Below are 14814 nucleotides of genomic sequence, written 5' to 3'. Positions count from 1 at the left end.
TGCCAGCTACCTGAACGAGTTCGTGTTCCGCTTCAACCGCCGGCGGTCCCGCAGCCGTGGGATGGTGTTCTACCGGGTACTCGAACTCGCGATTGCGAACGAGCCTGTGCGCTACAAGGAACTCGCACTGACCCAGCGACCCCGAACAGTACTCCCCACCCCGCCGAGGGCAAATGGCCACCCGCCAAGCCTCGACCTCCCTCCCGCAAACCGTCCGTGGAGGAACTCCGGTTAAGTGGAGAGCCCAGACCTCCTTTATCATCCTCGATAAATAGCCCAGATTTGCACTTATACCGCTAAGCGCCTAGGCTCCTAAGCCTCTATCACGATAGCCGCTTACCAGCTTATCCGCTTCGCCGAGGTGCTCGATGCCCGACCCGACCAAGACCCGCTGGACCGTCACCGTCTCCAAAGAGACCGACGTGGCGCTGCGCACCTTTCTCGCCCAGCGTGGCTTGAAGAAAGGCGATCTCTCGGTGTTCGTCGAAGACGCGGTCAAATGGCGGATGCTCGATCAGACCATCAACGCTGCCCGGGCGCCGTTGGCCGATCTTCCTCAAGAGGCGCTCCAGGCCCTGGTCGACGAAGCGACCGACACAGTCAAGGGCGAGCGGCGCCAGGAGCTGGCCGAGCCAGGTCCGCTCGACCACTGAGCCATGCGCGTGGTGCTCGACACCATGCTGAACAGAGCGTCCAAACACGCCTAAAACCAACTTTTTCGTCGTATTGACACCGTGCGCACATCCTCGCTATACCGTGCGGTAAATCCTCCAGGAGATCTCGATGTCCGCCACCGCGCCCCAAGCGTCGACCGACGATGGCCGCAACGCCAATATCAATGTCCGTGCCCGGCGCCGCCAACGCGATCTCATTGACCAGGCGGCGGCGGTCCTGGGTAAAACCCGTTCGGAGTTCGTTCTGGAGAGCGCCTGCCGCGCCGCCGAGGACGTGCTCCTGGACCAGCGGTTCTTCACTCTCGATGCCGAGGCCTTCGCCCAGTTCCAGGCGCAGCTCGACGCGCCCCCAAGCGAGAACTCCAAGCTCCGCCAGCTCATGGCGACCAAGGCGCCTTGGGAATCCTGAGTGGCGGATACGCCCGTCCGTTGGCAAGCGCCGACACCGCTCACGGCCGCCCATCGGCTGGACGATTTCACCAGCGGCGAGCCCAGTCTCGATCAGTGGCTGAAGCAGCGTGCCCTACGCAACGAAGGTCGAGGAGCCTCGCGGACCTATGTGCTCTGCGCCGATGACCAAGTCGTCGGCTATTACTGCCTCGCGACAGCCTCGATCGCCAGCGATCTCGCGCCCGGCGCCTTGCGGCGCAACATGCCCGATCCCATTCCCGCGATGCTTCTCGGACGCCTGGCCGTCGCACGCGCTTGGCAAGGGCACGGCCTGGGCAAAGCCCTGCTCCGGGATGCCATCCTGCGCACGGTCCAGGTCTCGGACATCGCCGGGGTCAAGGCCCTGCTCGTTCATGCGCTCTCGGACTCGGCGGTACAGTTCTACGAAGCGAATGCCTTTCGGCCCCTCCCAGCCAATCCTCGAACGCTCTTCCTGCCGCTGTCGGAGTTGTCCGATGCGCCGTCGCTTTGATTCACGTCCTCGCCGACCAGGCGACTGACGCGATCAAGCCTCTTCCGCCTGACCAATAAGCTGTCAGTGCCTTCATGGACCTCTGCGACGGCATCACGCGGGAAGCGGTCAGAGAGGATGCGGCCTTTGATATCCAAAGACCGCCGCAAAGCGGACCTACAAGAAAGAAATGAAGATCGATCCGGATAGGCCCAAGCGGCTGCCGCTCCTTTTCGCGCTCGAACAGCAACCGCAGATCGAGGACAGCTTCTACGATGCCCTGTATTGACGCAGCCTCAGCCGCCAGAGGCAGCGCGGCGATGGCTCTCCGATCCAATATGCAGGAGCCATGTCAAGCTCGGACTTCAACGGCTCGACCGATAGATTCAAGGAGTCATGGCTCGGAGTGTCGTAGGGGAACGGCGGAGGCTGACACAACAACAGCGTGGGCGGCCGCAGCGCGGATTGGAAGCCTGATCTGACACAGTCAACGATCTCCAGTACGACTGCTTTGCAAGAAATCGTGGATCGAGGATTGGGCCTTGGATGGGGTATACCGGTTGAGAAATGGGTGTTTGTGGGTGTAAAAATGGGTCATGCTCCAAACATCCAACGTGCAGATCACCCCTCAGATGCTTGTCCTCGTCGCTGAGATCGACGAGTTCAAGGGTGCCTGGAAAGCCCTGGGTACCCTGGCTCCGGAACGTCTGTCGGCCCTACGCCGCGTCGCGACTATCGAGAGTATCGGTTCGTCGACACGCATCGAAGGCAGCCGGCTGTCAGACCGTGAGGTCGAGCAGCTACTTTCAAACCTAGAGATCCAATCCTTCGGCTCCCGTGACGAGCAAGAAGTCGCCGGCTATGCGGAGGTCATGGAGACCGTCTTTGCGTCTTGGCCGGACATCAGGGTCACCGAGAACCATATCAAACAGTTCCACCGCGATCTTCTGCGCTTCAGCGATAAAGACGAGCGTCATCGCGGCGAGTACAAGAGGTCCTCCAACAGCGTTGCGGCCTTCGATGCCGACGGCAACCAGGTTGGCGTCGTTTTCGAGACCGCGAGCCCGTTTGAAACGCCGCGCCTCATGGCCGAGCTGTTGGAATGGATCGACCAGTCTCAGAAGGGCGATCTGCATCCACTGATTGCCATCGGCATCTTCATCGTTGTCTTCCTTGCGATCCATCCTTTCCAGGATGGCAACGGGCGCTTGAGTCGGGTTCTCACCACGCTGCTCCTGCTGAGGGCCGGCTATGCCTATGTCGCGTACAGCTCGCTGGAGAGCGTGATCGAGCAGAGCAAGGAGGGCTACTACCTGGCCCTGCGCCGCACCCAGGGAACCATCCGCACCGAGGCCCCGAATTGGACGCCCTGGCTGACCTTCTTCTTGAAGGCCTTGCAACGCCAGATGCGTCGACTGCGCGAGAAGGTCGAGCGTGAGCGGCTGCTGATCGCCAAGCTGCCGGACTTGGCCGTCCAGATCCTGGACCACGCCCGCGATCACGGTCGCATTACGATTGCCGATGCCGTGACCGTCACTGGCGCCAGCCGTAATACGCTCAAAGGGCACTTCAAGTCACTGTGCGAAAGCAAGTTGCTGGTACTTCATGGGCGAGGCCGGGGGGTCTGGTACAGCCTGCCATAGCCAGAGACGTTTGGATCGCGGCGTGTGGTCCTTCCAGGTGGGCCGTCCACGTCGGCTCCCGGAGCTTGACGCTCCGCGATGATTCTTTCTCGTCTATCCGGACCTCCATGAGGTTCAATAGACGGTGTACGTCATTCGAGAATAAGGCTGAGCGTCGGCTATCCCTTTGATTGCTGGCTCCGATGGACCAAGCTCCAGTGTCGGCAGTTGGGACAGAACGACCAGACGGGAACAGATGCCGAGCGTCCGCTTACGGGGGGCTGGCGGAGCAAGGTGTACACCCTAGGGTACTCCAAGAGCACAATTGGTGGTTGGTGACACGGCGTGATCTCGCTTCTTGTCAGCATAAGGCTGGCTCCAAACGAAGTGGCCTACACCTTCTTTGATTTCTCCTGTTGTCGGTCCTTGTCCGACGCCTCAAACAGATCCTCCGAGCCGCCGTCGTGGCCTGCGCGCAACCGGGGTGTTCTGACACGAGTACGCTGGATGAGATCGGCCTCCTCCCCTGCGCGGCCCGACAACTCGACATAGCCGCGCTGCCGACGGCGCTTGGCAATCGCTTCAACCAGGTCCTCCCCTGCTGCTTCACTCGTTACGGCCAGGATGCGCATCCCTCCCCGCCGTGATCCGAGCCCACCCCAGCTGAGCACGAGTGTCCAGTCACCGAGCAGGTCTTGGACGAAATCGACTTGGTAGTAACGGGACTTCTCCGGATGGACCCAGCGTCTCTGCATCATTTCTGCTGTCCCCGTGTGGTCGATACAATGGGGCTTTATCCCTACCGATCAGATGAGCAACCGCATGATGACCCGATCTGAGCTGATCGCGCGGCTCGCCGGCAGCCAAGAGCACCTGCCTGAGCCCGATGTTGAGTCGGCCGTCAAAGCCATCCTGGAGCGCATGACCGAGGCACTGGCCAGCGGCGAGCGCATTGAGATTCGGGGGTTCGGCAGCTTCTCCCTGCACGACCGCCCTCCCCGCCTTGGGCGCAACCCGAAAAGCGGTGAAACCGTCGCCTTGCCCGGGCGCTACGCGCCGCACTTCAAGCCGGGGAAAGCGCTCCGAGAAGGCGTGGATCTGGAGACGATCGCCCGCCTGCCATTGATGGAGTCTGCATAGCCATCGAACGAAACACCATCGCTCGCGTGATCCCGGGCTCGCCACGCGTCCGGGCGGCGCGGCCGTCGGAGAGGGGCACGCGCTTTCAGGCCCACACCCTGGGGAGCGCGCTCCAGCGGGTCGTCGAGACCGGCGAAGTCATCCGCGCCTGACGCTGCCGCCGCGTACTGGACAGTTCGCTTCCAAAGCGCAGGCTGTCACGACCGAAGCGGCGGTTGATGGCATCAAGGGCAGCCATTCGATGGGCGCTCCGCTCCGCATCCTCCGGCACGTCGAAGAGATCCCTCTGCGCATCTTTCACGGACACCAGATCCGGCAACAGCACGCCGGCCTTGCGGTAGGCATCGCCCGGACGGCACAGGCGCGCGGCACCTCGGGTGGCGTGGTGAATCAGTTCCTGGGTGTCCTGGGTCGGCTGAGCGAACGCATTGGTGATGGCGTTGCTGTAGAAAGGCCGCGCGGTGTCAAAGGGATCGGTCTGGATGAAGACCGTCAGCGCCGGGGCAGCCAGGCCCTGCGCCCTCAGCTTCTCTCCGGCGCGCGTGGCGAAACGGGTCACGGCGGCCCGCAGCTCGGCCGGGTCGGTCACGGCAGCGCCGAAGCTGCGCGAGACCATGATCTGTCGACGGGCTGGATCGACGGGCAGCAGGGGTAAACAGGCGCGCCCGCGCAGTTCCCAGCAGAGGCGCTCCAGGATGACCCCGAATTGTTGCCGTAGCCACTTCGGCTCGGCCTCGCGCAGGGCTCGGGCATCGGCAATACCGAGCGTGCGCAGGCGCTTCCCCCAGCGGGCGGCGATGCCCCAGATGTCCTCGATGGCGGTGGCGGCCAGCACGGCCTCCGGGTCCGAGAGACAGGTCCAGTCGATCACCGGGCCGGTGCCATGGCCGCCTTTCTTGGCGATGCGGTTGGAGAGCTTGGCCAACGTCTTGGTCGGGGCGATTCCGACCGAGACCGGAATCCCCGTCCATTGGCGCACGGTGCGCGCGATGGCCTGCCCCAAGATGATCGGGTCCGCCACGCCGGCCAGGTCGAGAAAACACTCGTCGATCGAATAGACCTCGATCTGCGGCGCAAAGCCGGCGAGGACCTGCATCACCCGCCGCGAGAGATCGCCATAGAGGGCATAGTTTGAGGAGAACACGGCAACCTGCCGTCGGAGCTTGGGGTCGAGCTTGAAGAATGGCGCCCCCATCGCGATGCCAAGGGCCTTCGCCTCGTTGCTGCGGGCGATCACGCAGCCGTCGTTGTTGGACAGCACGATGACCGGTTGTCCCTCTAGGCGCGGCTGAAAGAGCTGCTCGCAGGAGGCGTAGAAGTTCTTAGAGTCTGTTCATAAAGTTCAAATCGGATTACACAGTTTTCTGAGCATCAGACGGATGGAGGCGAGTTTGAGGAAAGTGAGCGCGGTCGCGGCCAGATTTTCGAAGTCCTTGGCGAGGCGCCGGCAACGATTGAGCCAACCGAGTGTGCGTTCGACGATCCAGCGTTTTGGTAGCAGGATAAAGCCTTTTGCCTGATCGGATCGCTTGACGATCTCGATGACCAGTTCCGGCAACAGTTCGGCAACCGATTGTTTAAAAAGGGGTCCCTGATAGGCTGCGTCGGCGAAGAGCTTCTTCAGGCAGGGCCAGCGTCCCAACAGCGTGGCCAACAGCAGGGCTCCGCCATCGCGATCCTGGAGGTCGGCCGGATGGACGAGACCCTGCACGAGCAGACCCAGCATGTCGACCAGAATGTGCCGCTTCTTCCCCTTGATCCGTTTGCCAGCGTCATAACCGACGGGGTCAATGTGAGGCCCCCCTTTTTCAGTACTTTTCACGCTCTGACTGTCGATGATGCAGGCGCTTGGGCACGGCGTGCGGCCCGCCAGGGCTCGACACTGCAGATATAGGGCGTCATGCATGTGTTCCAGTGTTCCGTCAGACATCCATAAATTCAGGTAGGAGAAGACGGTTGTGGTGGGCGGAAGATCTGTTGGGATGGCTCGCCACTGGCACCCTGTCGAAAGCACATACATGATTCCATTGGTGATTTCTCGCAGATTCACGCTGCGATGTCGCCCGCCATGCTTGGCGGGCAGGATCATTGGCTCGATGAGCGCCCATTCCTCATCGGTTAAGTCGCTGGGGTAACGCAGGTGACTGCGGTCGTAACGTTTACGGTTTTCGGCTGTCCACCTGGCTGGCCCCTCCCATGGACCACTCTGTTAGACTCCAAACGACTATTTTCATTCAAAAAAGTTTATGAACAGACTCTTAGTGGACCCATCAGACTGTCTCATCAGGTGAATCGCAGTAGACCCGTGAACGGAGATCTGGATGCCCTGCGAGTTAGGAGTGATGGCAAGAGCGTCTCAATTGTCTTGAACCTCTCTGGCCACGCACCTACCCATGTAGATATCTTGCTTGGCGCCTGTCGGCCTCCGGGAGGCAACGGGACATGGGAGAGCGATCATGCACCTGTTTCGTACCGACCTGTCGAAGCTGAGAACCCCGATCGTGATCGGCGAAGAGCCCCTACTGGTGGACAAGGAGTTATATCGGCTGCCGGACGGGATCCTGGAGGAGGTCGAAAAGGTGGTTGGTCTGTTCGATGGCCTCCCCTTCTTCCTGGACGAGGCGGGCCACTACGACAGGGACGTCAGTGGATTCTTCCTCTTCGCGGCCGCGGATGGCGCCCGCAGCACCGGGACGCTCCAGGTCTACGCCGAGCAGATAAACCTCTGGTTCCGGTACCTGGCCGCCCAGGGGAAGGACTGGCGCCGAGCGAGTCGGGATGACGTGCGAGCCTACTACCGAGTGCGGCGTCTGAACGGTGGCGTGTCCGCCAGCACCTGGAACCTCGGCATGACGGCCATCGCGAGGTTCTACGAGTGGGCAGCATGGGAGAAGCTCATTCCCGAGACCCCCGTCCCGTACAAGTGGAAGCAGGTCCTCTCCGGCGGCGAGGTGCGGGTCACCAGGCAAGCCGTCGCCATGCTCGACCGGAATGTCGAGAAGCGCGTGCGCTTCGTCACCACGGAGCAGTTCCGTGTCCTCGTGGAGGGTCTCCGCAATCTGGGAGGACGACGCGCTCGTACCTCGTCGCGGAACATCGTTTTGGCGAAGCTCCTGGTGCAGACGGGCATGCGCATCTCGGAGGCGCTCCAGATGCGCTACGGAGAGCTTCCCGATCCGGACCACCGGCAATTCGCCGGGTTGAAGTCGGTTCCCCTTCGACTCCGTCGGGAGACGACCAAGGGGAATAAGAGCCGGGTGATCCGCGTGCCCAAGCAGATCCTCCGCGAGGTCCACCGATACGGCGAGGATGAGCGGTCGATCGACGTCGAGCGTCGCGGGGACCGCGACCCGTCCTACGTGGAGCCCGAGGAGATCTGGCTAAACGAGGAAGGAGACCCGCTCTCGCGCAACGCTGTGGAAAAGCTCTTTGCCCGCGCCTCAGCCTTGACGGGCGTGGACTGCACGCCGCACTTCCTGCGCCATACGTTCGCCATCTACACGCTGTCCCGTCTGATCCAGCTGATGTTCAACAAGGCGCCGCAGGAAAAGGACAACCTCGACAAGCAGACGTACCTGCGGATCTGCGAGGATCCAGCGCGGAAGGTTCAGCAACTTCTCGGGCACGCGCAGTTGTCCACGACCTACAAGTACCTCGACTACATCAACCTCCATGACAGGTTGACCGACTTAGCCGTCGGCGAGTGGTCCGAGGACTTGGGGGCCACCGAGGAACTGCTCGACCAAGGAGAGCCGACATGAACGCTCCCCCTAATGGACTCTCATCCCTGCGGCACAACCGGATCACCTTCACCGAGGCGCCTCCCGAAGATCACGTGCCCACGCAGGGCATCGGCGCACTGCGGATTGAGCGCACCTTCCCCGATCGCGGCACCGGGTGGATCGATCTGTCGGTGCTGGGCGACCGCCCCGGCCTTGCCCGGACGCTCGCGGTCGGCGTCCAGCAGGTTGTCGACTCGTGTGGATCTCCTGACAGCCTGCGGACCTACCGGAGCTCCTTGGCGGCGTTCGCCAAGGTTCTGAACGAGCGCGAGGCGGCTGGAGGAGCACCCATCAGAAGGCTCGCGGACCTCACCGACGGCACCTTCAGCCCCGGCGGACTCATCTGGATGTACCTCCATTTGACGCGCGGATGCGCCGAACTCACGGGCGACAACTCGCTCTGGCTCGTGGCGAAGACGGCGCAAGCGAGCGTCGACGACTTCATCGCGGCGCCATCGTCCGCGACCTTCACCAGGGCGGTCCGCGCCTTCGCCGAGCGTCATGGTCTAACCGCCGACAACGGGGAGGCGCTCGAACTTCGCGCAGACCGACTGCGGACCACTCGAAAGACGCTCGACTACCGGCGCGCCAACGGCGACCTGATCTTCGCCGGACATGATCACCGCCGCGACAACACGACGGTTGACTACATCAACAACCGCGTGACGGAGGAGATCCACAATCAGGCGATCGTGGCGGGACAGCAGCAGTTCCACGCCTACTTCTCGGGAGCCGTCGTCCCGGATGGGGCGACCGCCGAGGACGCCGCGAAGGCGATCGGCTGCGACGCCTCCGCGGCTGAAGCAATCCTGAATGGCCAACAGGAGATGCTCATCGCCAACTGCAAGAACATGTTCGACACGCCGGGCGGAACGCCAGGCCAACTGTGCGGCAAGGTGTGGGCGTGCTTCGGCTGCCCCAATTCCATTTGGACGAGCCGTGTGCTGCCAAAGGTTCTGTGGTACTTGGACTTCTTCCTCGAACAACGGCGAGTGATCCCGGAGTCCGACTGGGAGAAGAAGTTCGGCTACCCATACGCCATCATCACCTCGCACATTCTGCCCGCCTTCTCGCAAGGCGCCGTCGCACAAGCGAAGCTCGAAGCCGCGTCGCTCCGCATGTACGTCCCGCCCGAGATGAGGACCGCCTGACATGACCGCCACGACGGACCTCGTCCTTCCTCAGGGCCACGCCTTCTCCCGGCACGTCCGAGACGACGCCCAAGTCTCGGCGGCCTCGACGTTCATCGACGACGTGTGGGACTTCGGTCAGGAGGTCTACGCACCCAACGCCAAGGCGAAGAGCAACTGGAAGTCGATTGCCTCGGCGGAAAGAGAGCAACCTTCCACTTCAACCAACACCGGGATCCGCCTTGCGCTGAAGGAGTACGCTTACGCGCGCATCTTTAAGCACAAGCTCATCGCCGGACTTCGGGCCGCAAAGGTCCAGTCGGTTGCAGATGACATCCGGTGCCTCGGGACGTTCGTCCAGTGGCTGTCGCGTGAAGGGAAGTTCGGCTTCGACCAGGCGACCCAGCGCGATCTCGACCGCTACGTCGAATGGCTCCGAAGGTCAGAGAAGCGCCGTGGTGGCGGAACCAGATCGGAAGCGTACGTCGTTCGCGCTCTCCTTCCGCTCCCGCTGCTGTGGACCTGTCGTGACTTCGTGGACCAAGGACTGACCTTCAGTCCGTGGAATGGCCGCACGGTGACGCGTGTCCTGGACGACCAGAACACCGGCGAGAACCGGACCGAGATCATCCCCGACGAGGTCATGCGGCCGCTCTACCAGTTCGCCGTTCAACTGACCCAGCCGGACGTGGTCGATCCGCTCGTCAAAGTGCTGTGCCGGGCGCCCCGGGCCTTGCACAGGAAAAACGCCACCAGTAGGGAGCGGCAGCATCGTCGCAAGGCATTCTCGGCGCTCAGGGCGGAAGTCGAGCGCCATCGCCTGTTCCGCGGCGGCGGGGATGGCGAGGCGCCGGCGCATTACGAGCACTGGCAGGATCTCGAAGGGGACGTCGTGCTCCTCTACACGGCGATTTTCGTCATCATCGCCGGGCTGTCGGGCATGAGGGACAGTGAGGTGCGGTCGCTGCGACTGAACGCGCTGACGGTCGAACGAGATGCTGCCGGGCAACCGAAGACCTACAAGCTTATCGGGCGAACCTTCAAGAGCGTCGAAGGCGACGTCGACGATGAGGTCGGCGGCCAAGAGCGGACGTGGGTTGTCATCAAGGAGGTTCACGACGCCGTGGAGGTGCTGATGAAGTTGGCGTATGCCGACCCCGCGTTCGACCAGGTGCGGCTGTTCGCCCGCTTCGGCGCCAACAACACCGTGACGAACAACCTGCGGCGTCTCCTTGCCCGCGTCCGCAACGACGATGGGGCGCCCGCCCTCGGCCCCGACGGTCGCCCATGGGAACTCACCTCGTCGCAGTTCCGCCGCTCCTTGGCGCGGTGGATCGTCTGGCAGCCGTTCGGCATCGTCGCGGGGAAGAACCTCTTCGGGCACGCGCGGATTGCCACGACCCAGGGCTACGCCGCAAGCGAGCCGAGCTGGAACAAGCTGGTCGCCAAGGAAGAGGCGGCGCTGATCGACGAGGTCATGACCGATCTGGCGCATGACGTGGCCGACGGAGCGGTTGCCGGGATGCGGGCGAAGGAGCTTCTCGAATTGCTCGGCACAGCGGGCGACAGGCGCCCGGACGACGTCCTGTTCTACCTGCGCCATCACAAAAAGGAGCTTCACATCGGGCCGTACAGCGACTGTTTCTTCGACCCGAGTCGAGCGGCCTGCAAGCGGTTCGCTCCGCCGGAGAAGCAAAACAAGCCGGTCACGAGTTTCTGCAGCCCGGACCGGTGCGCGAATGCCTGCATCGCCCGTCGACACCTCCCCGCGTGGCAGGCGCAGGCCGACGACCTGCGGGCGATGCTCCGCACGAAAGGGCTGAACGACGCCCAGAAGTTGGCCCTCGAACGTGAACGGACTCCTATCGATGCAATCATCGCACCGCTGGCTAAAGGGGCTGGAGAGGCCATCCAGGACGATTCTCGGGGGGCATGCGGATGAGCAGGACGGACAAAACGAAGCAGAAGCTGATCGACGCCCTCGACCGGATCGTGCGAGGGCGCCCCGCACGGACCGACGGGAAGCTCACGCCGAGCAACCTAGCGAGGGAGGCCGCCATTGGCCGGGCGACGTTGTACCGGTTCCCGGACGTTCTGGCCGAGATTGAGCGCGTCCGGAACAGGACCGCTGAGACGGCTCCGACGAATCTCATGGAGAAGGTGCGGCACCTCGAGAAGGAAATCGAAGCGCTCAGCCGCGAGGGGAACACCAAGGCGAGGCAATACAAGGAGGTGGCCGAGCGATGCGCGCAGCACATCCAGGTGCTGACCCTCGCCCTTCGGAACCGGGACGTGGCGCTGGCCGAACGGGACCAGGTCATCGCCGAGTTGAGGGTAAAGATCGAAGCGGACGCGAACGTCATTCCGATCGGGTCCAGGCGTCACCCCGGAGGCGGGGCGCCTGGACCCCGCTGACCTCGCTACCGCCTGCCCCGAGTGGCGACAGGCTCGACGTCGGACATTGAAGTGGCGAGATGGATCGAGCGACGGCGGTGAAGTGGACAACACCGACCATGATATTGGACACCCGGGGCGTGATGGAGATCGGTCAAGGAATCTCGGCAATCTGGGTTCAGTCAGGAACTGAGCGGCGGATTCATGGGATTGATCACAGCCGTCGCCAGATTGGACAGCGTCGTCATGAAGCCGGGTGGCATCGCCGTGAAACCGATCAGTTTCGTCACGAGATCGCGCAACAGGCAACGGAGGCACTGGATCCAGGCGTTGATCGGTCGGCTGGTGTGGCTTTGCGACGCCTGGAGAGGGTGACTCAAGTCGGCCAGGAACAGTCGCCCAGCGGCCGTAAGGCGGTGACTCTTCAATCCGGATACCGGTCACCCGCCGTCCGGCGACCGACGGACCGGTCACGACCCAGAGCGGTTAGTCAGCGGGGAAGGTTACGGGACCGCAGTCAAGCATACAGCTGACACTCGAACGGGCCGCCCGGGCGTGTAGGAACGTCTGCGAGAACGGGCGGCGACTGGAGCTATGCTTCTACTGTGCGTAGAATGTGCGTCTCTAACGTACCACCTCCGGAGAGACATCATGGCCGCCATCTTCGCAGACGTTCTCGAATCAACGCGGGAGCCGGGTACGTCGCGGTTTTCGGCATTGGGAGTTGCCGATATCCTCGGTTTGCAACAACAGGATCTGGCCGAACTGGCGGGGGTCCATCGCAACACTCTGCGCACCCATCCGGAATCGCCAAGACTGCAATCTGCACTGCGTGACCTGATGCGCGTGTTGTCGGCCGCCACGGCGGTGCAGCCGGACGCGCAACGTGCCATCTTCCTGGTCAAGAACGAGCCCATTCCCGCGTTTCGTCACAAGACCCTGTTGCAACTGATCCAGGAAGGGCGAACTGAGGATGCGATCGGCTACCTGGAGTCGATCAGCGCCGGGTTCATGGGATGATCCTGTTTGATCTGTCGCTTGGTACCACGTTGTTCCGGGCGCATACCCCGCAGTGGGCCAGCCGGCCCACCAGCGGCGCAGGCGCCGCCATTCGAGGGGGACGGTTCAACCGAGAGGGCGTGGAGGCGCTTTACCTGTCGCTGGATGAGGTGACCGCCTTGCGCGAGTACCAGCAGACTTCGTCTTTCCTGCCACCCTGCACGATGTGCTCGTACACCGTGGTCCTGCGTGACCTGGTCGACCTGCGCCAGCTCCACGACGGCGAGCCCTGGGACGACCTATGGCACGACTGGCGCGAGGACTGGCGTCACCTGAGGTTCGAGCGGCACATCGAGCCGCCAACGTGGGTTCTCGCCGATCTGGTACTGGCGCACGGATACACCGGCATCCTCTTTCCGAGCCAGGCGCATGAGGGCGGAACGAACGTGGTCGTTTACTCAGAGCGGCTCAAGGATGGCAACTCGATCACCGTCAACGACCCGGACGGGCGACTTCCTCGCAACATGTCCAGTTGGGCGCGATGATCTCCCGCAGTTTGCCGATTTCCAGCTCGCGATGAACGACGAGGATCTGCAGGCACAACAGCGCGAGGTTCAGCGTTTGCTGGGGCGTTGCCTGCTGCGCCTGCAGCAGTACGAGCGCCTGATGAAGGGCATCGTTGTCCACCACGACATTTCGGGGCCAGCGGATGAACTGGAGAGCATCCGCGCGGCGCGCGTGAATGATGCTTCCACGAAGACGCTTGGCACCCTGGTGGGGCGGTTGTTCGGATCCTGCGTCGTGACTGAGGGGGCCGACACCGCTGCCGATGACACGGCGAGTGCGCCCGTGGACGTGATTCATTTCGCAATGCGGATGCAGTTGAGCCTGTCTGCCGAAGATTACGTCCGAACACAGAACGACCTGCGGGAACTGGTGCAGTTGCGAAACAACCTGGTTCACCATTTCATCGACCAGCACGATCTCTGGTCGATAGACGGATGCCGTGCCGCGCATGACGCGCTGGTTGCCGCGTGCGAACGTATCGGCAAGCATTTCGAACAGCCTCGGGGCTGGGTCAGGCACATGGATCAGGCCAGGCAGCTGTCTGCGGAGTTCCTACAGTCCGATGCCGGCTACGACGTTGTGTTCAATGGCATCTTCCCGGACGGCACCGTGAACTGGCCAGCAGCGGGCATCGTCCGCGCCTTGCGGGAGGCAGCGAATGCGCTTGCCGTGGACGGCTGGACGCCCGTCGCAGCGGCTGGGCGATGGATCACGGAGCGAAGTCCTGAACAGCAGCCCAAGAAGTACGGATGCGCCAGCTGGCGACAGGTGCTGCATGAGTCCCGGCTGTTCGAGCTGCGCTACCGTGACGTGGATGGGCAGCGAGCCGCCTGCTACAGGGTTCGCGCCGAATAGCTCAACATGGGTTTCCCCATCCACCGGGAGCTCTGGCGTCGCCAATGATCTGCCCCAATTGGGCGAGATCACGCGCTTGGCCAGTTCGCCGCGACCGACCGCTCAGCGCATTACACCGGACGTTCAGGTCGGACAAGTCAGTGACCGGAACTGGCCGAGTCCTTCCCCTCAGATCTCCCGGATCCAGTGACCGGTCAGGGGCGCAGCGATCGGTCGGCTGGCTCGGCTCGGTGGCCCGTCTGGGTCGTTTCCGTCCGCTGCTGCTCAGCGCCACAAGTAACAGCTTCCCGTGTGCAGACGTCGCAACCAGCGCCAGACCTGTGCCGCGCGCCGTGTCTTCATCCGCCGTGGCGGTGTCGTCATCGTTCATGCGCGCGTGTCGGTGACGAGCGACCCCGCCGATGTCTAGCGCCTCACATCCTAAGTCAGGGCGAAACCGTTCTACCGCAGATTGACTTGCCGTAGCGGGACTTATCCTCAATTCTCGACATTTCCCAGCCTTGATCGCACATTCCGCAGGCATGATGCCTGCCGATGAGTATTTTTTCGCTGCAGATAGCCCCATGTGATCGGTTTTCGGCAGCGTCATTGACGCTTCCGACTGTCTTTCTTAGAAGATGGCTGAACACCGCCATCCGAGTCCGTGACACTCGGCGGCTCGCGAGCCGGGCTGGAAAGGCTCCCCGCCTTTTTCAAGGGGAGAAAACCGATGGCCCATCCGTTCGCAGCACTGATCGACGCGCACACGCA

Annotated in this window: 15 protein-coding genes and 2 pseudogenes; 13 read left to right on the top strand and 4 right to left on the bottom strand. The window is 62.8% G+C overall.

What is annotated here, in order from left to right; translation table 11 throughout:
- From CKO23_RS26985 to CKO23_RS21755, 5 genes and pseudogenes are all read left to right on the top strand, one after another.
- A pseudogene (locus CKO23_RS26985) lies at positions 1–124 on the top strand (IS1595 family transposase); the annotation flags it as partial.
- A gap of 244 nt (positions 125–368) precedes the next feature.
- Positions 369–653, top strand: a complete 285-nt coding sequence (locus CKO23_RS21770) for a ribbon-helix-helix domain-containing protein (RefSeq protein ID WP_200335018.1) — start codon at positions 369–371, stop codon at positions 651–653.
- A 130-nt stretch (positions 654–783) separates the two neighbouring features.
- Positions 784–1083: a type II toxin-antitoxin system TacA family antitoxin gene (locus CKO23_RS21765; protein WP_200335016.1), complete on the top strand. Its 300-nt coding sequence runs from the start codon at positions 784–786 to the stop codon at positions 1081–1083.
- The gene (locus CKO23_RS21760; RefSeq protein WP_200335014.1) at positions 1084–1596 is read left to right on the top strand and encodes a GNAT family N-acetyltransferase; all 513 of its coding nucleotides are present in this window, start codon (positions 1084–1086) and stop codon (positions 1594–1596) included.
- Positions 1597–2207: 611 nt separating this feature from the next.
- Positions 2208–3218, top strand: coding sequence for a Fic family protein (locus tag CKO23_RS21755; protein ID WP_242482639.1), 1011 nt, complete (start codon positions 2208–2210; stop codon positions 3216–3218).
- A 371-nt stretch (positions 3219–3589) separates the two neighbouring features.
- Here CKO23_RS21755 and CKO23_RS26615 read toward each other — a convergent pair whose 3' ends face one another.
- A complete protein-coding gene (locus tag CKO23_RS26615; RefSeq protein ID WP_346014659.1) occupies positions 3590–3955 on the bottom strand; it encodes a WGR domain-containing protein in 366 nt (121 codons plus the stop codon).
- A gap of 67 nt (positions 3956–4022) precedes the next feature.
- On the opposite strand from CKO23_RS26615, the gene CKO23_RS21745 reads away from it, so the two are divergent.
- The gene (locus tag CKO23_RS21745; protein WP_200335023.1) at positions 4023–4337 is read left to right on the top strand and encodes an integration host factor subunit beta; all 315 of its coding nucleotides are present in this window, start codon (positions 4023–4025) and stop codon (positions 4335–4337) included.
- An 85-nt stretch (positions 4338–4422) separates the two neighbouring features.
- Here the strand turns inward: CKO23_RS21745 and CKO23_RS25995 are convergent, their stop codons facing one another.
- The 3 genes and pseudogenes from CKO23_RS25995 to CKO23_RS21735 form a co-directional block, all read right to left on the bottom strand.
- Positions 4423–4575 carry a DUF4113 domain-containing protein gene (locus CKO23_RS25995; RefSeq protein ID WP_242482640.1) on the bottom strand — a complete coding sequence of 51 codons (153 nt, stop codon included), beginning with the start codon at positions 4573–4575 and terminating at the stop codon, positions 4423–4425.
- 51 nt (positions 4576–4626) lie between these two features.
- Positions 4627–5655: pseudogene (locus CKO23_RS21740) on the bottom strand (Y-family DNA polymerase); the annotation flags it as partial.
- Positions 5656–5679: 24 nt separating this feature from the next.
- Positions 5680–6477: an IS5 family transposase gene (locus tag CKO23_RS21735; RefSeq protein ID WP_200335021.1), complete on the bottom strand. Its 798-nt coding sequence runs from the start codon at positions 6475–6477 to the stop codon at positions 5680–5682.
- A 316-nt stretch (positions 6478–6793) separates the two neighbouring features.
- Here CKO23_RS21735 and CKO23_RS21730 point away from each other — a divergent pair, with 316 nt between their 5' ends.
- From CKO23_RS21730 to CKO23_RS21700, 7 genes are all read left to right on the top strand, one after another.
- Positions 6794–8098: a tyrosine-type recombinase/integrase gene (locus CKO23_RS21730; protein ID WP_200335010.1), complete on the top strand. Its 1305-nt coding sequence runs from the start codon at positions 6794–6796 to the stop codon at positions 8096–8098.
- On the top strand, positions 8095–9270 hold the full coding sequence (locus CKO23_RS21725) for a hypothetical protein (protein ID WP_200335008.1): 1176 nt from the start codon (positions 8095–8097) through the stop codon (positions 9268–9270). Before CKO23_RS21730 ends, CKO23_RS21725 begins: the two co-directional genes overlap by 4 nt.
- Position 9271: 1 nt before the next feature.
- A complete protein-coding gene (locus CKO23_RS21720; RefSeq protein ID WP_200335001.1) occupies positions 9272–11191 on the top strand; it encodes a hypothetical protein in 1920 nt (639 codons plus the stop codon).
- Positions 11188–11664, top strand: coding sequence for a hypothetical protein (locus CKO23_RS21715; RefSeq protein ID WP_200334999.1), 477 nt, complete (start codon positions 11188–11190; stop codon positions 11662–11664). Before CKO23_RS21720 ends, CKO23_RS21715 begins: the two co-directional genes overlap by 4 nt.
- A gap of 630 nt (positions 11665–12294) precedes the next feature.
- Positions 12295–12663: a DNA-binding protein gene (locus CKO23_RS21710; protein ID WP_200334984.1), complete on the top strand. Its 369-nt coding sequence runs from the start codon at positions 12295–12297 to the stop codon at positions 12661–12663.
- Positions 12660–13187 carry an RES family NAD+ phosphorylase gene (locus CKO23_RS21705; RefSeq protein ID WP_200334982.1) on the top strand — a complete coding sequence of 176 codons (528 nt, stop codon included), beginning with the start codon at positions 12660–12662 and terminating at the stop codon, positions 13185–13187. Before CKO23_RS21710 ends, CKO23_RS21705 begins: the two co-directional genes overlap by 4 nt.
- A gap of 31 nt (positions 13188–13218) precedes the next feature.
- On the top strand, positions 13219–14064 hold the full coding sequence (locus CKO23_RS21700) for an OST-HTH/LOTUS domain-containing protein (RefSeq protein WP_242482638.1): 846 nt from the start codon (positions 13219–13221) through the stop codon (positions 14062–14064).
- The last annotated feature ends 750 nt before the right edge of the window (positions 14065–14814 follow it).

It is taken from the genome of Thiocystis violacea, from assembly GCF_016583565.1.
Lineage (GTDB): Bacteria > Pseudomonadota > Gammaproteobacteria > Chromatiales > Chromatiaceae > Thiorhodococcus > Thiorhodococcus violaceus_A.
This window is presented reverse-complemented; position numbering and strand designations above follow the sequence as displayed.